This window comes from Ferruginibacter sp. HRS2-29 (assembly GCF_024343615.1).
In the GTDB taxonomy this organism is placed as follows: Bacteria; Bacteroidota; Bacteroidia; order Chitinophagales; family Chitinophagaceae; genus Ferruginibacter.
This window is the reverse complement of the sequence record NZ_RJUB01000003.1, coordinates 49,775-71,053: the sequence shown is the minus strand read 5'-3', so window position 1 is coordinate 71,053 and position 21,279 is coordinate 49,775. Positions and strand designations below refer to the sequence as shown.

At 43.5% G+C, this 21,279-nt stretch carries 17 protein-coding genes; 11 read left to right on the top strand and 6 right to left on the bottom strand.

Features of this window, described 5'->3' with window-relative positions; all coding sequences use genetic code 11:
- The first annotated feature begins 32 nt into the window (after nucleotides 1-32).
- The 5 genes from EGI32_RS01855 to EGI32_RS01835 all read left to right on the top strand — a co-directional run bounded on the left by EGI32_RS01855 (nucleotide 33) and on the right by EGI32_RS01835 (nucleotide 8,244).
- Nucleotides 33-1,799, top strand: coding sequence for a discoidin domain-containing protein (locus EGI32_RS01855; RefSeq protein ID WP_255153657.1), 1,767 nt, complete (start codon nucleotides 33-35; stop codon nucleotides 1,797-1,799).
- Between the two features lie 107 nt (nucleotides 1,800-1,906).
- Nucleotides 1,907-2,569: a GDSL-type esterase/lipase family protein gene (locus tag EGI32_RS01850; protein ID WP_255153656.1), complete on the top strand. Its 663-nt coding sequence runs from the start codon at nucleotides 1,907-1,909 to the stop codon at nucleotides 2,567-2,569.
- Nucleotides 2,570-2,851: 282 nt separating this feature from the next.
- Nucleotides 2,852-5,137 (top strand): beta-glucosidase BglX, encoded by a 2,286-nt coding sequence (gene bglX, locus EGI32_RS01845; protein ID WP_255153655.1) that lies wholly within the window; start codon nucleotides 2,852-2,854, stop codon nucleotides 5,135-5,137.
- Between the two features lie 99 nt (nucleotides 5,138-5,236).
- A complete protein-coding gene (locus EGI32_RS01840) occupies nucleotides 5,237-7,462 on the top strand; it encodes a glycoside hydrolase family 3 N-terminal domain-containing protein (protein ID WP_255153654.1) in 2,226 nt (741 codons plus the stop codon).
- 8 nt (nucleotides 7,463-7,470) lie between these two features.
- A complete protein-coding gene (locus tag EGI32_RS01835; protein ID WP_255153653.1) occupies nucleotides 7,471-8,244 on the top strand; it encodes a prolyl oligopeptidase family serine peptidase in 774 nt (257 codons plus the stop codon).
- A 341-nt stretch (nucleotides 8,245-8,585) separates the two neighbouring features.
- On the opposite strand, the gene EGI32_RS01830 is transcribed toward EGI32_RS01835, so the two are convergent.
- The 3 genes from EGI32_RS01830 to EGI32_RS01820 form a co-directional block, all read right to left on the bottom strand.
- Nucleotides 8,586-11,165 (bottom strand): TonB-dependent receptor, encoded by a 2,580-nt coding sequence (locus EGI32_RS01830; protein WP_255153652.1) that lies wholly within the window; start codon nucleotides 11,163-11,165, stop codon nucleotides 8,586-8,588.
- A gap of 101 nt (nucleotides 11,166-11,266) precedes the next feature.
- Nucleotides 11,267-11,971 (bottom strand): LytTR family DNA-binding domain-containing protein, encoded by a 705-nt coding sequence (locus tag EGI32_RS01825; RefSeq protein WP_255153651.1) that lies wholly within the window; start codon nucleotides 11,969-11,971, stop codon nucleotides 11,267-11,269.
- Entirely contained in the window at nucleotides 11,971-12,996 is a 1,026-nt protein-coding gene (locus EGI32_RS01820; protein WP_255153650.1) for a sensor histidine kinase, read from the bottom strand. The genes EGI32_RS01825 and EGI32_RS01820 overlap by 1 nt, the downstream gene beginning before the upstream one ends.
- Nucleotides 12,997-13,295: 299 nt before the next feature.
- Here EGI32_RS01820 and EGI32_RS01815 point away from each other — a divergent pair, with 299 nt between their 5' ends.
- A complete protein-coding gene (locus tag EGI32_RS01815) occupies nucleotides 13,296-13,652 on the top strand; it encodes a LytTR family DNA-binding domain-containing protein (RefSeq protein WP_255153649.1) in 357 nt (118 codons plus the stop codon).
- Nucleotides 13,653-13,663: 11 nt separating this feature from the next.
- Here the strand turns inward: EGI32_RS01815 and EGI32_RS01810 are convergent, their stop codons facing one another.
- Both EGI32_RS01810 and EGI32_RS01805 read right to left on the bottom strand, forming a co-directional pair.
- Nucleotides 13,664-13,993 carry a DUF4907 domain-containing protein gene (locus tag EGI32_RS01810; RefSeq protein WP_255153648.1) on the bottom strand — a complete coding sequence of 110 codons (330 nt, stop codon included), beginning with the start codon at nucleotides 13,991-13,993 and terminating at the stop codon, nucleotides 13,664-13,666.
- Nucleotide 13,994: 1 nt separating this feature from the next.
- Nucleotides 13,995-15,008, bottom strand: coding sequence for a kelch repeat-containing protein (locus EGI32_RS01805; RefSeq protein WP_255153647.1), 1,014 nt, complete (start codon nucleotides 15,006-15,008; stop codon nucleotides 13,995-13,997).
- 289 nt (nucleotides 15,009-15,297) lie between these two features.
- Between EGI32_RS01805 and EGI32_RS01800 the strand changes: the two genes are divergently transcribed.
- From EGI32_RS01800 to EGI32_RS01785, 4 genes are all read left to right on the top strand, one after another.
- Nucleotides 15,298-16,623, top strand: coding sequence for a DUF4270 family protein (locus EGI32_RS01800; RefSeq protein ID WP_255153646.1), 1,326 nt, complete (start codon nucleotides 15,298-15,300; stop codon nucleotides 16,621-16,623).
- Nucleotides 16,607-17,860, top strand: a complete 1,254-nt coding sequence (locus EGI32_RS01795) for a hypothetical protein (protein ID WP_255153645.1) — start codon at nucleotides 16,607-16,609, stop codon at nucleotides 17,858-17,860. The genes EGI32_RS01800 and EGI32_RS01795 overlap by 17 nt, the downstream gene beginning before the upstream one ends.
- A gap of 176 nt (nucleotides 17,861-18,036) precedes the next feature.
- Nucleotides 18,037-19,128 carry a sensor histidine kinase gene (locus EGI32_RS01790; protein ID WP_255153644.1) on the top strand — a complete coding sequence of 364 codons (1,092 nt, stop codon included), beginning with the start codon at nucleotides 18,037-18,039 and terminating at the stop codon, nucleotides 19,126-19,128.
- Nucleotides 19,125-19,817 carry a LytTR family DNA-binding domain-containing protein gene (locus tag EGI32_RS01785; protein ID WP_255153643.1) on the top strand — a complete coding sequence of 231 codons (693 nt, stop codon included), beginning with the start codon at nucleotides 19,125-19,127 and terminating at the stop codon, nucleotides 19,815-19,817. Before EGI32_RS01790 ends, EGI32_RS01785 begins: the two co-directional genes overlap by 4 nt.
- A 63-nt stretch (nucleotides 19,818-19,880) precedes the next feature.
- Here the strand turns inward: EGI32_RS01785 and ytxJ are convergent, their stop codons facing one another.
- On the bottom strand, nucleotides 19,881-20,213 hold the full coding sequence (gene ytxJ, locus EGI32_RS01780; protein ID WP_255153642.1) for a bacillithiol system redox-active protein YtxJ: 333 nt from the start codon (nucleotides 20,211-20,213) through the stop codon (nucleotides 19,881-19,883).
- A gap of 268 nt (nucleotides 20,214-20,481) precedes the next feature.
- Here ytxJ and EGI32_RS01775 point away from each other — a divergent pair, with 268 nt between their 5' ends.
- Entirely contained in the window at nucleotides 20,482-21,252 is a 771-nt protein-coding gene (locus tag EGI32_RS01775; RefSeq protein ID WP_255153641.1) for a 3'-5' exonuclease, read from the top strand.
- The last annotated feature ends 27 nt before the right edge of the window (nucleotides 21,253-21,279 follow it).

The following is a 21,279-nucleotide window of genomic DNA, read 5'->3' as shown; positions in this document are numbered from 1 at the left end:
GGCTTCGATCTTAAAAAACAAAAGTGATAGTAATGAAAAAACTAACCGGATATTCTCTCGCAGTCATGTGTTGCCTGTTCAGCTTCACAGATTCGTCTGCGCAACAAACCACCTACTGCAATCCCATCAATATCGACTACGGTTACACGCCGATCCCAAACTTCAGTGAGTGGGGAAAACACAGGGCCACAGCGGATCCTGTGATCGTAAATTACAAGGGAGATTTTTATTTGTTCAGCACCAACCAATGGGGATACTGGTGGAGCCATGACATGCTCAACTGGACTTTCAATTCCAAAAAATTCCTGCGCCCCTGGAATGGCGGTGTATACGATGAACTCTGTGCACCGGCAGTAGGCATCATCGGCGATACGATGCTGGTGTTCGGTTCTACCTACACCGATAAATTTACCATCTGGATGAGCACCGATCCTAAAAATAATGTCTGGAAACCACTGGTAGATTCCTTCGCCATCGGCGGCTGGGATCCAGCTTTCTTCACGGATGACGACGGACGTTTTTATATGTATAACGGAAGCAGCAACCGTTATCCGACTTACGGAGTGGAACTGAACAGGAAAACGATGCAGCCCATCGGCACACGAAAAGAAATGTACCTGCTGGAAGACTGGCGTTACGGCTGGCAGCGTTTCGGCGAATACATGGACAATACTTTCCTGGATCCGTTCATCGAAGGTTCGGAAGTGATCAAACACAATGGCAAATACTATTTCCAGTATGGTGCGCCGGGGACCGAATTCAGTGGTTATGCGGACGGGGTGATTGTTGGCGAAACACCATTGGGGCCGTTCACGCCACAATCGGATCCGTTGAGTTTCAAACCCGGCGGATTTGCAAGAGGCGCTGGTCATGGAGCAACCTTCACGGATAACCTGAAAAATTACTGGCATGTATCTACCATATCCATTTCTGTAAAAAATAATTTCGAGCGCAGGATCGGTATCTGGCCGGCAGGGTTTGACAAGGATGATGTGATGTACTGCAATACTTCCTTCGGCGATTATCCGCATCACATTCCTTCCGCTTCTACTGCGGCAGAAAATGCACCCGGTGGTAATGGAGGTTTCACCGGCTGGATGCTGCTCAATTACAAAAAGCCAGTGATGGTTTCTTCCACACTGAATGCGTATAATGCCAATAACGCGGTAGACGAAAGTATCAAGACCTACTGGAGCGCTACCACCGGCAATGCGGGGGAATGGATACAATCCGATCTGGGCGCTGTATCAACAGTAAATGCAGTGCAGATAAATTACGCCGATCAGGATGCAGAGTTTCTTGGAAAACAAACGACCACCTATCATCAGTATAAATTATTTTATTCACTTGATGGAAAAAAGTGGAACATGTTGATGGATAAAAGTAAAAATAAAACAGACGTGCCGCACGACTATATAGAATTGCCAAAGGCAGTTCAGGCACGTTATATCAGGCTCGAAAATGTACATATGCCAACCGGCAAATTTGCTATCAGCGGATTGCGGGTTTTTGGAAAAGGTACCGGGGAAAAACCATCCGCAGTGAAACAACTGGTTGTGCTCCGTACAGAAAAAGACAAACGCAGTGCCTGGGTAAAATGGAGCCCCGATGAAAAAGCCTGGGCATGGAATATCTGGTACGGCACAGCTCCTGATAAATTGTACACCTGCATCATGGTGCACGATGTAAATGAGTATTGGTTGAAAACAATGGATAGCCAGAAGGCATATTATTTCTCTATCGAAGCCATTAATGAAAACGGCGTTTCGGAAAGGACCAAAGTGATGAAGGTGGAATAAAACCCCGGAGGTTTTTAAAACTTCCGGGTCTGACAGAGCATCTTCCTTTATGAACATCAAAATGCAAAACAAACCTCCGGGTGTTTATCTTATAAAATAACATCAAAATGAACTTCAGAAAAATTACCGGATTTTTTTCTATCGCATTTTTTGTGGTGATCTCAGCGGCAACAGCCCAACCCTTCGCCAACGATATAGCCGCTTTCAAAAAAGCCGATTCCATTTCTTTTCCTGCAAAGGGCCAGGTATTGTTTGTAGGTAGCTCTTCTTTTACCAAGTGGAAGGATGTGCAGCAATATTTTCCAGCGTATCCTATCATCAATCGTGGCTTCGGCGGCTCATCGTTGCCCGATGTGATCCGTTATGCACCGGATATCATTTATCCGTATCATCCAAAACAAGTGGTGATCTATTGTGGTGAAAATGATTTTGCATCTTCCGACACAGTTACTGCGGAGATGGTCACCGGTCGTTTCAAGACTTTGTTCAACATGATCCGCGAAAATTTACCGGGTGTGCCTATCGCATTCGTTTCCATCAAGCCAAGTCCGAGCCGCGAGCACTTATGGACAAAAATGATAGCATCCAATAAAGCGATCCGGAAGTTTTTGAAGAAGAAAAAAAAGGCGGCTTACATAGACGTTTACACTAAAATGTTCAATGCGGATGGGACAGTCATGGCGGATATATTCATTGGAGATCGTTTACACATGAATGCAAAAGGATATGCCATCTGGCAAAAAGCGATAGAGCCTTACCTGGTCAAATGAGTAAGATGAAAGTTAATAGTATTCATATTTGCCTGTTTTTTTAAATTATTTTAATAAGATAAAAACAACAGAGGAACGAATGAATTATTATGCTTTAATTGCTCGATAGTATTGAAAACATTGGTATCTTGAGGCCATTGCTTCAAATAGAAGCGAATATTTTCCGCCTCCTTTCAAGGCTCTCGGCCGGTGGCGGAAGTATTGTTATTTTTGATAAAATAAATTAACTGAAAATCAGGTGAGCTTGCCTGGATATTTTTTGATATGATAAAACGACACAACATGAAAAGTATGCAAAGGTTGATGATGCTGATCGCATTGTTTGCGGCCATCAATTCAACAGCACAGACCACTACCGATCCAAAGATGAAACCCTTCATCGATGCATTGATGAAAAAAATGACCCTCGATGAAAAGATCGGTCAACTCAATCTGCCTGGGTCAGGAGATATCGTAACGGGGCAGGCATCTAACTCCGATATAGGTAAAAAGATAAAGGAAGGGGCAGTAGGAGGTTTGTTCAACATTAAGACTGCTGCAAAGATCCGTGCCGTGCAAAAAGTAGCAGTGGAAGAAAGCCGCCTCAAAATCCCGATGATCTTCGGTATGGATGTGATCCACGGTTACCAGACAACTTTCCCGATTCCATTGGGTTTGTCCTGCACCTGGGATTTGAAACTGATTGAGAACAGCGCAAGGATAGCTGCGGTGGAAGCCAGCGCCGATGGCATCTGCTGGACATTCAGCCCGATGGTGGATATCAGCCGGGATCCACGCTGGGGCCGTATTTCAGAAGGTAGCGGTGAGGATCCGTACCTCGGTTCGCAGATCGCCAGGGCAATGGTGAAAGGTTACCAGCAAAATGATTACAGCAGCAATACCAGCATCATGGCTTGTGTGAAACATTATGCAGCTTATGGAGCCGCCGAAGCCGGCCGTGATTATAACACAACAGATATCAGCCGCATCAGCATGTACAACAATTATCTGCCTCCTTACAAAGCCGCTGTGGATGCGGGCGCCGGTAGCCTGATGGCTTCCTTCAACGAGGTGGATGGTATTCCTGCAACTGGTAACAAGTGGCTGCTTACGGATGTTTTGCGTAAACAATGGGGCTTCAAAGGTTTTGTGGTAACGGATTACACGGGTATCAATGAAATGATCGATCATGGTATGGGCAACCTGCAGACCGTGTCAGCACTGGCTTTGAAGGCAGGTGTGGATATGGATATGGTGGGTGAAGGATTTCTTACTACATTGAAAAAATCGCTGGCGGAAGGAAAAGTAACCCAGAAGGATATCGATGATGCCTGTCGCCTGATACTGGAGGCAAAATACAAACTCGGGCTTTTTAAGGATCCATACAAATACCTGAATGAAGAAAGGGCTAAAACGGATATTTACACTCCTGCACATATCAAAGCAGCCAGAACAACAGCCGCAGAAAGTTTTGTGTTGATGAAAAATCAGAACAATTTATTGCCGCTGAAAAAAGGCGGAACTATAGCGTTGATAGGGCCTCTGGCGGATACAAAAGAAAATATGCCGGGAACATGGAGTGTGGCAACCGACCTCAAAACCGCCATCACTGTGAGGGAAGGATTGCAGAATGTGCTGGGCAGCAATGCAAAAATATTATATGCCAAAGGCTCGAACCTCGATGCTGATTCTTTATTTGAACAAAGGGCTACCATGTTTGGCCGTGATCTGGTAAGAGATGGCCGTACTGCACAGCAGATGATGGATGAAGCATTGGCGATTGCCAATCAATCGGATGTTATCATAGCGGCGCTGGGTGAATCTTCCGAAATGAGCGGGGAAAGTTCCAGCCGCTCCAACATCGAAATTCCACAGGCACAAAAAGATCTTTTGATGGTATTGGTAAAAACCGGGAAACCTGTGGTACTGGTATTATTCACCGGAAGGCCGTTGGTATTGAACTGGGAAAAAGCGAATGTTCCTTCCATCCTCAACGTATGGTTTGGTGGCTCTGAAGCTGGTAACGCGATTGCAGATGTATTGTTTGGTGATGTGAACCCTTCGGGTAAATTGACGACCACATTTCCTCAGAATGTAGGCCAGATACCGCTTTATTACAACCACAAAAACACCGGTCGTCCGCTGACTGACAGCCTCTGGTTTCAGAAATTCCGTTCCAATTACCTCGATGTATCCAATCTTCCTTTATATCCTTTTGGATATGGCCTGAGCTACACAACTTTCAGCTACAGCGATATCAGATTGAGCAGCGCTACACTTGGTAAAACGGGTAACATAACGGCTACGGTTACACTAAAAAATACCGGCAACAGGGATGGTGCGGAAGTAGTGCAGTTGTACACCCGCGATCTTGTAGGAAGCGTTACACGCCCGGTGAAAGAATTGAAAGGTTTTCAGAAGATATTCCTGAAAGCAGGCGAAAGTAAAGCAGTAACTTTTACGATCTCTGCAGAAGATCTTAAGTTCTACAACAGCGAATACAAATTCGTTGCAGAACCTGGTGACTTCAAAGTATTCATCGGAGGTAACAGTGTCGATGTAAAAGAAGCATCTTTTAAATTATTGTAAAGCATAAAAATAAACAGGATAGTTTGCGGGCAAACCAATAGGTTTGCCCGTCTATCATTGAGGCGATCATCTTATTTTATCGATTGTAAAATAACCAGCATGAAAAAGCAATTATTCCTCCTCATTTTATTGGCCAATGGAATTTCCTTCAGCCAGGCACAACGTAAGACTTTTGCGCAACGGGCAGACTCGGTGTTGAAGCTGATGACGCTCGATGAAAAAGTCGGGCAGCTCAATCAATATAGCGGCGATTGGGCGCATACAGGGCCTATCACCAAAGATGGCGATAAGCAAACCCAGTTGCGTAATGGCCAGTTAGGATCCATGCTCAACGTGATGGGAGTGCAACACACAAGGGAAATACAGGAAATGGCTATGCAGTCGCGGTTGAAAATACCGCTGCTTTTCGGGCAGGACGTGATACACGGATTTCGTACCACATTTCCCATTCCCCTCGGACAGGCAGCGAGTTGGGATATCACAGCCATCGAACTGGCCGAACGCATAGCCGGTACTGAAGCGGCTGCAAGTGGCATCCACTGGACATTTTCCCCCATGGTAGACATAGCCCGTGATGCCCGCTGGGGCAGGGTAATGGAAGGGTCGGGAGAAGATACTTATCTCGGTTCGCTGATCGCGGCTGCAAGGGTAAGAGGTTTTCAGGGTAAGGGGATCGGGAATACAGATGCCGTAATGGCTTGCGTGAAACATTATGCGGCCTACGGTGCGGCCGTTGGTGGCCGTGATTATAATTCTGTAGATATGAGCCTCAATACACTCTGGCAATATTATCTTCCTCCCTTCAAAGCTGCTGTAGACGCAGGTGTGGGCTCGGTGATGAACTCGTTCAATACTTTGAATGGCATCCCTGCCACTGCCAATATTTATCTTGTAAAAGATATCTTGAAGAAACAATGGAAATTTGATGGCATCGTTGTGAGCGATTGGGGATCAGTCGGCGGTATCATACGCCACGGATATGCGGCTACTTACAAAGAAGCCGCGATGGATGCGATACTTGCCGGGTGTGATATGGATATGGAAAGCCGCGCCTACAAAGACCACCTGGCAAAATTGGTGAAGGAGGGAAAAGTGCCGTTGAAACTCGTGGATGAATCAGTAAAAAGGATCCTGATCAAAAAATTTGAACTCGGTTTATTTGACGACCCTTACAAATTTTCTAACGAGGCAAGAGAAGAAGCACAGAAAAATGTACCGGCGCACATGGCCGCCGCACGTGACCTCTCCCGTAAAAGTATCGTCTTGTTAAAGAATGAAAATCATTTGTTGCCTCTCTCCGCTCAAATAAAAACGGTCGCTATGATCGGCCCATTTGCGAAAGCGGTAAAAGACAATCTCGGCTTCTGGAGCATGGAATGGCCCGATGATTCTTTGACTATCGTGACACAATGGGATGGAATAAAAAATGCCCTCGGCAGGAATACAGAAATGTTATATGCCAAAGGTTGTAATATCAATGACACAGATACATCCGGCTTTGCGGAAGCAATGGAAGTTGCAGCGAAAGCAGATGTAGTGATCATGAGTGTTGGTGAAGCCAGGGATATGAGTGGTGAAGCCAAGAGCAGGAGCAACCTGCATTTGCCGGGTATGCAGGAAGCGCTGATAAAAGCGGTGCATTCTACCGGAAAAAAAATAGTCCTCATGATCAACGCCGGAAGGCCATTGGTTTTTGATAAAGCGGCTGCTCAGGCCGATGCGATTCTTTATACCTGGTGGCTCGGATCGCAGGCGGGCAATGCAATTGGTGATGTACTTACGGGTGCATATAACCCTTCCGGAAAATTACCTATCAGTTTTCCCCGAACAGAAGGGCAGTCGCCGATCTATTACAATCATCTCAACACGGGGCATGCAGCAGCAAGTGATACGATTAATTTTTATGTAACAGGTTATATCGATCTGCGTAACAGCCCGGCTTACCCGTTCGGGTACGGACTTAGTTATACCGGTTTTTCTTATGGTGATATAAAGCTTAATAAAACAACCATCAATTCATCAGGTAAACTGGTTGCGGACATATCCGTAACAAATACGGGCAATGCCGATGGCGAAGAAACAGTGCAGCTCTACATCCGCGATCTTGCCGCAAGTGTAAGCAGACCTGTAAAAGAGTTGAAAAAATTCCAAAAAATATTTTTCAAAAAAGGAGAAACGAAGACGGTCAGTTTTACACTGACTGTTGAAGACCTTAAGTTTTATAACGACCAATTGAAATATGTAGCAGAGCCTGGTGATTTTAAATTGTTCATTGGCACGAATAGTGATAATGTTAAAGAAACAGATTTTAAACTGATAAAATAATCATCCGCATGAAGAAATTGTTATTGGTACTTTTTATTTTTCCATTCGTATTGCAGGCGCAGGATAGTCTCTTTCAGAAAAAAATGTTTATCGGGAACGGCGATACTTTACCTTACCGCATTCTGCTTCCCAAAAATTACGATCCCGGTAAAAGATACCCGATGGTCATTTTTCTTCATGGCTCGGGCGAAAGAGGAAATGATAATGAAGCTCAGTTGGTACATGGCAGCAAATTATTTTTAGCTGATAGTAACCGCACAAAGTTCCCGGCGATCGTAGTGTTTCCGCAGTGCCCTGATAACAGCTTCTGGAGCAATGTGCAATTACCTGTTTCGGAAGATACACCCCGCGTGTTCAAATTTTTGGAAGCAGGTGCGCCAACAGTTTCTATGGCGCTACTCGAATATCTCATGCGTGACCTGATAAATGTATATCCTGTTCAGCGCAATAAGATATACGTCGGCGGATTATCCATGGGCGGAATGGGTACCTTGGAATTGTTAAGGCGTAACCCGAAATTTTTTGCGGCAGCATTTTCTATCTGTGGCGGCGCAAATCCCAAAACTGCAAGAAAAATAAAAAATATTCCCCTATGGTTATTTCATGGTGCAAAAGACGATGTAGTGCCGCCGAAATATTCGCTCGATATGGCCGAAGCTTTGCTGAAACTCAATGCCGAAGTTAAAATGACGGTATATCCGGAAGCGAACCACAACAGTTGGGATGCAACATTTGCTGAGCCCGAACTTTTGCCGTGGTTATTTTCACACAAGAAGAAATAGGGAGTTGTGCGTGACCGGAGTTTCGGTAGCAATTTCGGTTGTCTTCTGTTGCTTTATAATTAGCGAAGATATCTTCACCGCGGAGAACAAGAGGGAGCAGAGTTTTCGCAGACCAATATTTGCAGGCTCTGCGAAAACTCTGCTCCCTCTTGTTCTCTGCGGTTTAAAAACTCTGTCCACATAAGAAGGGACAGATCATATATGAACTTCCCGTCTCCCTTCGCAAACGATCAATTAACCGGTCACCCGCAGCCCGTAATTAATTAAAAAAGTCATGCCGGAAAACCGACATGACTACTCTTAATCCCCATTCATGAAAACTACTTTTTTATTTGCAATTTCTATTGCTGAATACTTTCAGTTGCATTTATATTTACTCCGTTGCTTTTTCTCTTAAATAGAGAAGCATCCACTTTTCCAAATTTGTAAGCCAATGTGAGCCTTACCATCTGCGGGTCACGTAACCTGCTGTAGGTTTGCACAAAATAATCGCTGCTCGAATATTGGGTGTTGATGCGGGTCCTGAAGATATCGCTCACACTCAACGAAACAGAGGCGGCATTGTTTTTCATAAAACTTTTCTTGAACGCTATATCCATCCCCCAGGATGATTTGATATATCCCTGTGAAGAACTCTGGCTTTGTCCCATCGGGTTGCCACCCATACTACTGCCTGTGTTTACCGGCAGGTTGGTTTTCGATTGATAAGTAGTGGTCAGCTGTATAGCAAAGTTGGAAGGCAATTTGAAATTACTGTTGAATTTCCCAAACATACTCCACAATGCATCCTGCGAAACAGCGGTCACGTTATCCGTATTCACTTTTGAATTGTAGAAATTCAGGTTGGTGCTAATATCCCACCATTTTGTAAGATTATTGACCATCGTTAGTTCCGTACCGGCAGCATAACTTGAATTGGCATTGATATAACTGTTGATCAGTTCTGTATTACCGCTTACCGGATCCACTTCCTGGGTCAGGTAACGGGTGATCAGGTTGTCGGTATGTTTATAATATACCGATGCCAGTAAAGTATTATTTCCTTTGAAAGTCTTCAGGTAAGATAATTCCAGCGATTGTGTGAATTCCGGAACGAGGTTCGGATTACCACGGGTGATGTTCAATTTATCGGTGTAATCAGTAAAAGGGATCAGTTGGAAAAAGTTTGGTCTGTTCACCCTGCGGCTGTAACTTAATTGAAGTTCCTGCTTGTTATTCAATTTCTGACTTAAGAAAACAGAGGGAAACAGACTTACCGGGTAACTGTTTTTGAACTTTTCACCAGTGGTATTCAATGTGCCGGTGTAATTGGAACTTTCCGCACGCAAACCGATCTTGTAGCTGAAGTTTTTGATGGTGCTGCTTAAAGTGGCGTAAGCGGCGTATACGTTGTCGGTGTTTTTATAGTGACTTGTAGCGGAAGGGATCAATAGATAATCTTTTGCGCTATCACTATATAAATAATTGTCGAGCACATTTGTCCTGCTCCTGATAGCGGCTCTGGCACCGACTTCCAGTTTCAGATTTTTTGATATGGGTAGCGTGTAATCTGTTTGTATCACAAAATTCTTATCACTGCCATAGCCATTTTGTGTCTGCAATTCCTGGCTGGCCAGGCTGCCTGTACTGGAGAGGTAATTGGTAGTATACAAAGAACTGTTGGTGTTCTTTCCGCCGAAATAATTCGCGTCGACTGTCATTTCCTCCCCATCTTTCGGAAAAATATGTTTGAAGCCAAACACAATTCCCTGGCCGTTGAATTCACGTGAACCGCTGGTGGTGCGCTGGCTCAAAGTATTTGATTTGTACGAATTATAGATGCTGTCGGTGTTGATATTGATAGACTCCAGCGGATTGAATTCTCCATGAACTTTTATGCCCGAAAGGGAAAGCGTGGTCCGGTTGGTAGCAAAATAATCAACGCCCGTTTTCGCAAAGATAAAACCACCTTTGTTTTTATTGTAATTGTCCTGCGATACTACAGTCTGCGGATCATCGAGCAAACTGGTACGGGTTGTCGTACCTTTAGTACGATCTTTCATCTGGTTGCCAAAAACGGAGGCGCTGAAATTTATTTTATTCTGGCGCACATTAAAATCTGCACCGCCATTTAATGCACCACGCTTATCGATCCCCGCTCTTACATTTCCGTTGTATCCCGTTTTTTTATTTTTCTTCAAAACGATGTTCAATATACCTGCGCCGCCGCCGGAAGCATCGTATTTTGCTGAAGGATTTGAGATCACTTCAACACTTTCAATCGCATCTGCGGGTATCTGATCGAGTGTGAGCGTGGTTGGCCTGCCATCCACCAGCAATTGCGGAGCGCTGTTGCGCATGGTGATGTTACCGTCTATGTCAACATTGACCGAAGGCACATTCCGCATCACATCCACACCGGTTCCACCGGCGCTCATGATATTTTTTTCTACATTGAATATTTTTTTATCAGCATTCAATCTGATAGTCGGCGATGAAGATACTACCGTAATGGATTGCAATTCTTTTACATCGCTGGTGAGTTTTATTTTGCCAAGATCTTTGTCAGTGGAAAATTTTGCAGATGGGCCATCGGGTTTAAAGGAAACAGTCTGGTCATAACTGGCATAACCGGTACTGCTGATCTTCAAAGTATAATCACTGCGCATCGGCACATCTTCAAAGCTGAAATCTCCGTTCGCTTGTGTAATGATACTTTTGAATAATAATTGTTTTGTTTTCGCGGTTGCAGAATCAAACCTGTTTTCCATCAGAAGCACGGTTGCTTCTCCTACGGGTTTTCCTGCGTTATCTGTTAATTTGCCATACAAATGCCCGGTTGCAGGCATGCCCTGCATACCGCTCATTGGCGCTGAAGGCATTTGTGCATAAACCGTGAAAGCAGTTACGAGTGTGGTGATGAGCATGAATATTTTCTTCATTGTTTAAATATTTATGCAAACCTACATTTCAATAAAAGGAGAGTAAGCGCAAAAGAGATGAGTAAGGGAAATGTTGCGACCAAATCCGCTTTCTTCAATAATTACCGGTTGGTAATAGTGGTGATGGCCTCACGATAGAGTTCACTTACCGGAAGCTCGGTAGAGTCGATGAAAACGCTGGTCTTACGGATAGACGTGATGAAAGCGACGGCGACAATGTAAGATTTATGTATCCGGACAAAGGATTTTGAAGGAAGTTGTTCTTCGATCGTTTTCATTGGCATCCTTGTTACCACAGGTTTTGTGCTGCTTTTCAAATGGATCTTTATATAATCTTTCAGGCCCTCCACGTATACGATATCCGGCAGACTGATCTTTACCAGGCTGTATTCTACATTTACAAAAAAATAATCGTTGGGTGTACCTGTTGATTCTTTTACGGAATGTTTCAGGTCGTAAAATTCTTTTGCCTTGTAGCAGGCTTTTACAAACCGATCAAGCGAAACGGGCTTTACCAGGTAATCGGTAACTGCTAAGTTGAATCCTTCCAGCGCATATTTTTCGTAAGCCGTTATGAGTATGATCATTGGCTTTGCCGTCATACTGTTGATAAACTGCAGGCCGGTGAGGCCAGGCATCTGAATGTCAAGGAAGATCAGGTCTACCGGTTCTTTTTCCATGATCTTCATCGCATCGAGCGCATTGTCGCATGCCGCCACCAGTTGCAGGAATGGTACTTTGCTGATATTATCTTCGAGCAATTCAAGCGCCAACGGCTCATCATCGATAGCAATGCAACGGATCATCAGGTTAATTGAATTTGAAGTTGAACTGTAAAAGTATACTCATTTTTACTGATCTCTAAATGTTGTTTATTGCCGTAAAGCAGTTCCAGCCTGCGTTGTACATTCGGTAACCCTATGCCGCTCGATTTGTCTTTTTCTTCTGTGCTGTTACGGGTATACCTGTTGCTTACGGAAAAATCAAGCGTGTTATTTTGCGCTTTCAGGGCGATGTCAATCTGTGCATCTTCAATCATTCCCGTACCATGCTTGAAAGCATTTTCAACAAATGGTATCAGCAGCATCGGTTCTATTTCATAGGAACGGTCGGGCTCAGCAATTGAAACAGTTACCACTACTTTCTTTCCAAACCTTTGCTGTTGCAGGTCTATATAACTTTGCAGGTATTCGGTTTCTTTTTCAAGCGATACTTTTTCTTCGCCTGTTTCGTATAGCATATACCGCATCAACGAAGAAAGCTTTATCAGCGAGGGTTCCAGCAGATCAGATTGTTTTCGTGCCAGCGATACCATATTGTTCAGCACGTTGAACATGAAGTGTGGACTTACCTGTGAACGCAACAATGAAAGTTCGGTCTTCAGGTTTTCATTTTCTTTTTCTTTTATCAATGCATCCGCGATCACTTTGTCACGTATGGTTTTGTAAGCGATGCTGCATGCCAGTATAAATAAGAAAGCAAAGGTGCAAAAAAGTAAATGCCATCTCCAGTTCAGATGTCCGGACGGATTATTGAATTTCAGGTTCAGGTAAAAACTGGAGAAAAACAGGAAGGCAAAGCAGGCAATGAGGCTTAAAAGGTATGAAATATGTCTTTTTTTATAAAATAATCCCGGCATCAGCACGATCACATTCAGGTAAAAAAGGCAGACCAAAAGCAGGTCATTTATCCTGGCAACAATGAACCCGGCGTTCGTTTCAACTTTACGCTTCGCTTCGTCGGGATTATAGGTGGGGCGAAGCAGGTATGGCAGCGAAAAAAGCAGTATCCATGCAGTTACATGGATGAGTACGGGGAGCCATTTTTTCAAACCAGCTTTTTTCATCCTGCTAAAGTAGTAATGAAAATCTTCATTTGACACATCTGGCGTGATTATGCGACATAATCCCCTTTTTCGGCGACCAAATCCTGTTTCCCATATGCAGCATATAAATCCTTGCTCTTGTCTTTCAAAATGCCTGTTGCACATGCATTGGGATAAAAAAAATAATTAATGCGGTAACACCGATAAAATTGACCAGTTCACCGATTTTGTGATTTCCCTTTTTTGCGGTGCATCTATTTTTATGTAGCGCTTATTAATTAACCTGATATTAAATCCAACACTACATGCCTTCTATTCTTACCAACACTGCTACAAAAAAATTCGAATTTGTTTTTATCAAATCCGAGTACAAAGCTTATAAAGTCAAATTCAAGGACATCATTTACTGCGAAGGTATGCGGGATTACACGCTGGTGCATCTTAATAATAAAACCAAGCCCATCGTGACGCTGCAGAATCTTAAAACCTTTACAGGCCGGCTTCCCGAAGACGAATTCATCAGGGTTCACCGCTCTTATGTCATTTCACTCAGTAATATCGATTGTATCAGCAAGAGTGAAGTGCTGATCGGCAAGAAAAATATCCCGATAGGAGAGAGCTATCGGGAATCATTTAACAGGTTGATAGAGCCATATTTTTAAAAGGCGTTTTTTTATTTGTTTGAAATAGCGCCTGCCTTCAACAGTTCTTCGGGAGTGATGAATGGCTTTTCATGTCGCTGCATTTTTTTCACTACCAATCCTGCAATATTTTCAGCGGAGCTTTTGCTGGGAAAAGCCCTGTGGCCACTGATTGCGGGAATAAAATCCTGTTGTATATACAGTTTGTCATTTACCAGTATCCTGTATGCCCAGCCATTCTCAACGCGGTAGCTGGCACTGGTGATGACAGCAGCTTCAGTCTTTTTTTTATCTGCTGAAGAAGTATTGCATGCAGCAATTAACATTGCTGCAGCAATACTGAAGATGAAAGATCTTTTCATACTAATCGTTATCTGTTTGTTCTTCTAATGGGAAAAATTCCATGATGTCGTCAAACTGTGCAGAGCTTGTTCTACCCGTGAGCAGGTAACCGCGGTTGTTGATGGAGAAAGCGGCAGCGCCTGTGCGTGCAACTCCTTCATAGGCCGTCTTCTGAGTCCAGGTGTCGGTATCAAAATCATATTCCCAGGTGGTGGCCATTAAAGATCCGTTCTCACCGGTGCATACGTAAGCTTTGTTGTTCATTACGAATGATACCGCGTTGAATCTTTCTATTGCATAATCATCGTCGTAATCGTCATCACTCACATTGCTGATCTTTCTTTTTTCCGTCCAGGCGGTGGCTGCCGACGGATCATATACCCAGAGATCGTTCACGCTCGTGGTAGTTCCATTATTGCTGCCGGTGCAGATATATGCTTTGTTATTATAAACAAAAACTGTAGAAGCAGTACGTTTGCTTCCACCCATGCTTACCTGCTGCGTCCAAGTGTTACCGCTGGGATCGTATTGCCAGAGGTCTTTCAGGTAATTACCGTCGTAACCGGTGCCAATATATCCTTTTGTAGTAATACCAAAGCCAATGGCGTCGTACCTGGCCGAACCGGAAAAATCAGCTTTCTGCAACCAGCTATTGCCCACAGGATCGTATTGCCAGAAGTCTTTTAATTTATTGATACCATCGTAGCCTGTACCGATATATCCTTTGCCATCTATCGCAAACCCAACAGCAGAGCTTCTTGCGGTACCTGGCAGGCTCGCTTTTTGTACCCAGAAATTCTGCACGGCATCATATTCCCATACGTCATTCAAGCGGGATGTTCCATCATAACCGGTGGCGACATACGCTTTATCTCCCACTACAAATGAAGCCGCTTCACTGCGTGAAATACCTTCAAAATCTGAACGGCGTTTCCAGTTACCGGTAATATCTGTGGTAGTGGTCTCTTTGGTGCAGGCGCTGATAGAAATGCAAAGTACCATCGCACCCATGATTGTTCTCTTTAAATGCATCATAACTTTTAATGTTTGCCCGAAAATATCAAGGTGCATGAAACCCGAATCGTTAAAAAGTATTTACAGGGAATTAGCATCTACCAATGCAATCATTTTATCGATGAAGTGGGTAGTCAACCTTCGGTAGTCAACCTTCGGTAGTCAACCTCCGGTAGTCAACCCGCGGTAGTCAACCGATACGACATTTGTCGGTATATTCCTTCCGTTCGTCGACCTTGCAGCATTATTAATCCGTATTAACAAATCATGAGCCTTCACGCATGATAATATTGCTGTACAAAAAATAAATATGCAAATATTTTTCAGTAATAAAAAAATGATCTGGCTGGTTTCTGTTACAATGCTGGCAATGTTTTCATGCGATAAATCTTATGTCGGTTTTGGAGAAAACTTTGTAGACAACAGCGCAACAAAACTGGTGTACCTCGATAGCAGTACTATAGAGATATCCACGATTTATGTAGATTCATTCACAACAACAGCCAATGGGACTTTCCTTTGCGGTGTTACCAATGATCCGCAATTCGGGAAAGTTTCCGCATCTTCCTATTTTTCCATTGGCCTTCCTTCTTCCACTACTATTGCTACAGGCTCGGTATATGATTCTCTTGAACTCATATTGCCATTAAATGGCACTTACTATGGAGATACACTTTCGCCTTTCCATATAAGAGTTCATCGCCTGAATCAATTGCTCAGCTTTCCTTCCGGAGAAACCACTTTTTACAATACCAGCACGGTCGGTTACAATACAGATGTATTGGGGTTTAAGGATATTGTGGTAAGGCCAAACGCGTCGGATACAGTAGGCGTAAGGCTTTCAGATGTTCTAGGAACGGATCTGTATAACAAGATACTCTCCAATGCCTCACAATTGGGTACGGCCGAATTGTTTGAGGATTATCTCAAAGGTCTCGCCATCACGGGCAATGGTGCCAGCAATGTAATACTCGGATTTACCGACAGCGTTAAGCTTCGGTTGCATTACACAAAACCCGGAGTATTTGCTCAAAAAGATTTTATAGATTTTGCACTCTATCGCAACTCAAAGCAGTTTTACAATGTTTCAGTGGATCGTACCGGCACTGCATTGAACGGGATAGGATTGGCCAACAGGACATTCCCTTCGGCCAGCACAGGGCACAAGGCTTACGGGCAGTACATTACAGGCTCCATGATCAAAATACGTTTCCCTTACCTGCGTTCGTTGCTTCAACTGCCTGGCTTCGTGAAAATAATGAAAGCGCAGTTGGTCATTCATCCCGATCAGAATAGTTTTGATCAAATATTTCCATTACCAGCCACTGCAAGCATGGCCGGTTTTACCTCGAATAACGCGATCGGTGATTATCTCTTCAATTATAATTCGAGCGGTAGTGCGGAATTACAAACCGGCGATTTATACATCGATAAGGTTTACGGAAAAACTACGGCATACACATACGATGTTACCAGTTACCTGCTTTCGCAGATAGAAGTAAGTGAGATAAACAGCAATGGCCTGCTGTTGTTGCCTGAGAGCGGTGATAATACATTCGACCGTTTCGTGATCGGCGACCAGCAACATCCTTCTAACAAAATCCAGTTAAAAATATATTATGCCTCATTCCAGTAAAATTGTTTTGGTGATCGTCAGCATGCTGTCTTGCATTACATGTTATTCGCAAAACAACACATCGCCTTATTCCGTTCTCGGTATCGGGGACATCGAAGGCAGTTATAATAATAAATACAGCGGCATGGGCAATGCTTCCATCGCCATGCGGGAACCCGGCACCATCAATAATTCTAATGCGGCATCATTGACTGCATTGGATGATAAATTTTTCATCATGGAATTATCGTTGCGCTGGAAAGGAATAATTTACCAGGGGGCAGGCCTGAAAGCACCTTACAATACCACTGCCGATATAGCGGTAAAAAGAACTAACATCGGTTTCAGGATAAATAAAAAATGGGCTTCGTCTGTAGGGTTGCAGCCTTTCAGTTCGGCTAATTACAGCTACAAAGCAAAAAAAAATGTAGAAGGAACGGATGAATATTTATCCGCATACTATGAAGGTACAGGCGGCGTTAACCAGTTTTACTGGGCCAATGGCGTGCAGGTGAATAAACACACATCTCTCGGTGTCACAACATCGTTCCTGTTCGGTTCGCTCAATCAATCGGAGACTTTGGTGGATAATACGGATGCAGAAGTACTCACTACAAAAAAAAATGTATACCTCCGGAATTATTACCTCAATTTCAGTATGCAGGATCAACGCCAGCTGAATAAAAAATGGAAAATGGTGACTGGTGCTACGTATTCACCTAAAACATCTTTGCTGGCAGAAACTATCAATCAGCTCTACAACAGTTCTGCCGAACTACTGAAAGAAGATGAACTGACAAACTCACGGTTCAGTCTGCCTTCCGTTTTTAATGCTGGTTTGGCATTCACAAAAAATAATCAATACACTTTTACGGTCAACGGGCAATTTCAAAACTGGGATGAGTTGAAACATAAAGGAGTGAATTATAAACTGGTCAACAGCAATCGCCTCTCCATAGGTTTTCAAAACTCCAACAAACAAAAGAATTATTTCGGGGAAACATTTGAGCATCATATGTTCCAGTTAGGATTGTATGCAGGAAAAACATACCTGCAGGTGTACGGCCAAAACCTCTTTGATTATGGGTTCAGTGCAGGTTTTGGTAAAACATTGCAAAGCGGATTGGGCATTTACACCTCCATCGAAGCTGGGCAAAGAAAAAGCAACAGCCTCAACCTGTTGAACGAAAGTTACCTCAACCTTAATTTCACGTTCTCTTACCGCAGTATATGGTTTGCGAAGAAAAAATATTTTTAAAGAAAATTCCTGTTTTTCCAAACGAGGAAGTCGGTTGGGTTTCAAGTCTTTTGCACTGACCGGAATTATGGTTACCGGGGAGACAATTTTGTCTCCCTTGTATTTTTTGTGATCAAAATGAAAATACTATAACAAAACTTTTTGGTTTGCAACAGTAATTTCGAACCTCCATTAATATGATAACTGCTTTACAAAACGTACGGCAATCCAAACTGCCGCTGATCTTACTGCATATTTCCGGCTGGGTGCTTTTTTTTAGCCTCCCGTTTATTTTTATGCCTAAGCTGCCAGCCATGACTTATCCTGCGATGCCTGCTTTTCCCCCGGTGCCACCAATGCCTGTAAGGGAAGTGCATCTGAATCCGTTCCTGTCCAGGGGCATTTTATTACTGAATGGATTGTTGTTTATCTATTTTTACCTCAACGCTTACTGGCTGATGCCAAAATTATTTTCCAGAAAAAAATACTGGTTCTTTACGTTGATCACCATTTGTCTTTTGCTGCTGGTTTTATTCGTTCCTGAAAAAGTACATCTTATACATCGTGGTAACAATGTTATTGAGTTCAGGCGCCGCAGTCCCGACCTGATTGCGCTATTTCTTTTTCTTGTCGTGTTTCTTTTGAGTAGCTGTATCTACATCATGCGCCAATGGCGGAATGCGGAGAGGCTCAACCGTGCGATCGAGAACGAACAACTCACGACCGAGCTGGCATTTTTAAGGTCGCAGATCAATCCGCATTTTTTATTCAATACCCTTAATAATATTTACACGCTGGCAGTTACCAAAAGTGAATATACCGGTAATGCCATCCTGAAACTTTCGGATATGATGCGGTATGTGGTGACCGATGCCGCCCTGGATGTGGTGCCGCTCGAAAAAGAGATCGCTTATGTGAAAGATTTTGTGGAGCTGCAAAAGATACGCCTTACAGATAAAGTGACGGTGGTGATGGATATCAGCGGCGCTACCAGTGGCTGCCAGGTTGCTCCTTTGTTGCTGATCACTTTCATTGAAAATGCATTCAAGCACGGAGTGAGTACGGCGCACGCTTCGCAGATTGAGATAAGGTTGAAGATGGTAAATGGCAAACTCGATCTGCTGGTGAAGAACAATATTCACCAGGGCCATCAGGCAGATATCTCCGCAGGAACGGGGCTGACAAATGCACAACGGAGGCTTGATCTTTTGTATAAAAACAAACATCAGCTGAAGATCAGGCAAGACAACGATACTTTTTACATTCACCTTTTACTCGACCTCGTATGATGCAATGTATAGCGGTTGATGACGAGCCACTGGCGCTTCAACTCCTGGGTAATTATGTGGAACGCACTTCCGGGTGCCGGCTGGTGAAGACATTTACTGATGCCGGCAAAGCAAAGAAATACCTGGAAACTACCCCGGGTATCGATCTTCTCTTCATGGATATACAGATGCCGGATATGATCGGCACAGATCTTTACGATAGCCTTGCTGTAAAACCTTTGGTGATCTTTACCACTGCATTCAGCGAACATGCGGTGGAAGGTTTTGCACTCGATGCCATAGATTATTTACTTAAACCGTTCAGCTACGAACGTTTTGAAAAAGGCATGATGAAAGCGATCGAATACCTTAAGCTTCAAAAGGGCAGGGCAAAAAATAATACTGATGCGATCTTTGTGCGTTCGGATTACAAACTCGTAAAGATCTTGCTGGAAGAGATCGTTTTTGTAGAAAGTGTGGATGATTATGTGCGGATACACCGTGCCAGTGAAAAACCTGTATTGACATTGATGAGTATGAAATCGTTGCTGGAAAAATTACCCGCAAAAGAATTTATCAGGATCCACCGGAAGTACATCGTTTCTGTGCGAAAGATCAGTCATATTTCAGCCAAAAAAATCATGGCAGGAGTTACGGAATTACCAATAGGGGAGCGCTTCGCGGAAGAAGTAAAATTATTATCGAAATAATGAGGAGAAAAAAATTGAGATCAGTCCAAAAGCTGTTCATCCGGGGGGCATTCACCCATTCACTCACCCTTTTACCTGCTCTTCGATTTCATCCATAGAAATACCGCTATGGCTTTCATCATATACGCATTCGCCATTTTTGATCAGCAATATCTGTGGGGATTCATGATGAACGGCAAAATCTTCCGCGACCTTATTGGAAAGTGACCTGTATGCGATCAGATCGAGGTAATTGAATTCCACACCTTCGGGCGCATCACTGCGATCGAGCCTGTTCTTGGCCATGCTGCTGATGCTGCAACGGGTACTGTGCTTGAAAATTACCTGGGGAATAGTTGCTGAAGCCGCTTTAATGGCTTCTAATCCCTGCTCGTCCTGCAGAGTCTTCCAATTCATGTGAGATCAATTTAACGGTCAATAATTACCTTACGTTCATAGGGCAGCCGGTTTTCCTGCTGGCACCACAGCTGCTGACTGTTACTGCTACGGCAAATAGAACGACTAAACACAATACTAATTTTTTCATATTTTTTTTATTGGAATAAGATACAAAGATATATTATAACCGGTAAATGATAACTTGTAAAGAATAACTACATTTGTTAAACTTTTTTTTCAGGAAAATATTGCCCTGGACTCTTAAAACTTAACATTTATCTAGCTAATGCTACAATTATCTCGGCCAATTGCCTTTATCGACCTCGAAGCCACCGGAATCAATCTTTCAACAGACAGGATAGTAGAAATAGCTATCGTAAAAATTTTACCCGATGGCAGCCGCCAGGTAAAAAGAAAACTCATCAACCCGCAGATGAATATCCCGCAGGTGGTGATCGACATTCACGGTATTACCAACGAAATGGTAAAAGATGCCCCGACTTTCAAACAGGCCAGTAACGAGATCAAACAGTTTCTCGAAAATTGCGATCTGGGCGGGTACAACAGCAATCGTTTTGATATTCCGTTATTGATGGAAGAATTCCTCCGTGCCGAGCTCGATGTTGACCTTACCGATCGCCGCATGGTAGATGTACAGCATATATTTTATACGATGGAGCCGCGTACACTTTCCGCGGCCTATAAGTTCTTTTGCAACAAGGAACTGGAGAACGCCCATAGTGCAGAAGTGGATATCAAGGCTACCATCGAAGTATTTGAAGCCCAGGTAGAACGTTACGAAAAACTAGGTAATACCGTTGACAGCATCCTTGCTACCATCGGGGAGGAAAAGATAGTGGATTATGCCCGCCGTTTCAGCTTTGATGATAAAGGGGTAGAAGTATTCAACTTCGGGAAATACAAGGGCAAGTCGGTGATAGATACTTTGAAGAACGAACCGCAGTATTACGACTGGATGATGAAGGGGGATTTTCCGATGCATACCAAGAAAAAGCTCACGGAACTCTTCAACCGGGCGTTGTTAAAGAATAAATAAATAAATGGCTGATTTTTTAAATAAAAT

Bases quoted from the DNA above. Each gene is read 5' to 3' on its own strand.
- EGI32_RS01855 (WP_255153657.1), top strand. From the start codon at position 33: ATGAAAAAACTAACCGGATATTCTCTCGCAGTCATGTGTTGCCTGTTC.
- EGI32_RS01850 (WP_255153656.1), top strand. From the start codon at position 1,907: ATGAACTTCAGAAAAATTACCGGATTTTTTTCTATCGCATTTTTTGTG.
- bglX (WP_255153655.1), top strand. From the start codon at position 2,852: ATGAAAAGTATGCAAAGGTTGATGATGCTGATCGCATTGTTTGCGGCC.
- EGI32_RS01840 (WP_255153654.1), top strand. From the start codon at position 5,237: ATGAAAAAGCAATTATTCCTCCTCATTTTATTGGCCAATGGAATTTCC.
- EGI32_RS01835 (WP_255153653.1), top strand. From the start codon at position 7,471: ATGAAGAAATTGTTATTGGTACTTTTTATTTTTCCATTCGTATTGCAG.
- EGI32_RS01830 (WP_255153652.1), bottom strand. From the start codon at position 11,165: ATGAAGAAAATATTCATGCTCATCACCACACTCGTAACTGCTTTCACG.
- EGI32_RS01825 (WP_255153651.1), bottom strand. From the start codon at position 11,971: ATGATCCGTTGCATTGCTATCGATGATGAGCCGTTGGCGCTTGAATTG.
- EGI32_RS01815 (WP_255153649.1), top strand. From the start codon at position 13,296: ATGCCTTCTATTCTTACCAACACTGCTACAAAAAAATTCGAATTTGTT.
- EGI32_RS01810 (WP_255153648.1), bottom strand. From the start codon at position 13,993: ATGAAAAGATCTTTCATCTTCAGTATTGCTGCAGCAATGTTAATTGCT.
- EGI32_RS01805 (WP_255153647.1), bottom strand. From the start codon at position 15,008: ATGATGCATTTAAAGAGAACAATCATGGGTGCGATGGTACTTTGCATT.
- EGI32_RS01800 (WP_255153646.1), top strand. From the start codon at position 15,298: ATGCAAATATTTTTCAGTAATAAAAAAATGATCTGGCTGGTTTCTGTT.
- EGI32_RS01795 (WP_255153645.1), top strand. From the start codon at position 16,607: ATGCCTCATTCCAGTAAAATTGTTTTGGTGATCGTCAGCATGCTGTCT.
- EGI32_RS01790 (WP_255153644.1), top strand. From the start codon at position 18,037: ATGATAACTGCTTTACAAAACGTACGGCAATCCAAACTGCCGCTGATC.
- EGI32_RS01785 (WP_255153643.1), top strand. From the start codon at position 19,125: ATGATGCAATGTATAGCGGTTGATGACGAGCCACTGGCGCTTCAACTC.
- ytxJ (WP_255153642.1), bottom strand. From the start codon at position 20,213: ATGAATTGGAAGACTCTGCAGGACGAGCAGGGATTAGAAGCCATTAAA.
- EGI32_RS01775 (WP_255153641.1), top strand. From the start codon at position 20,482: ATGCTACAATTATCTCGGCCAATTGCCTTTATCGACCTCGAAGCCACC.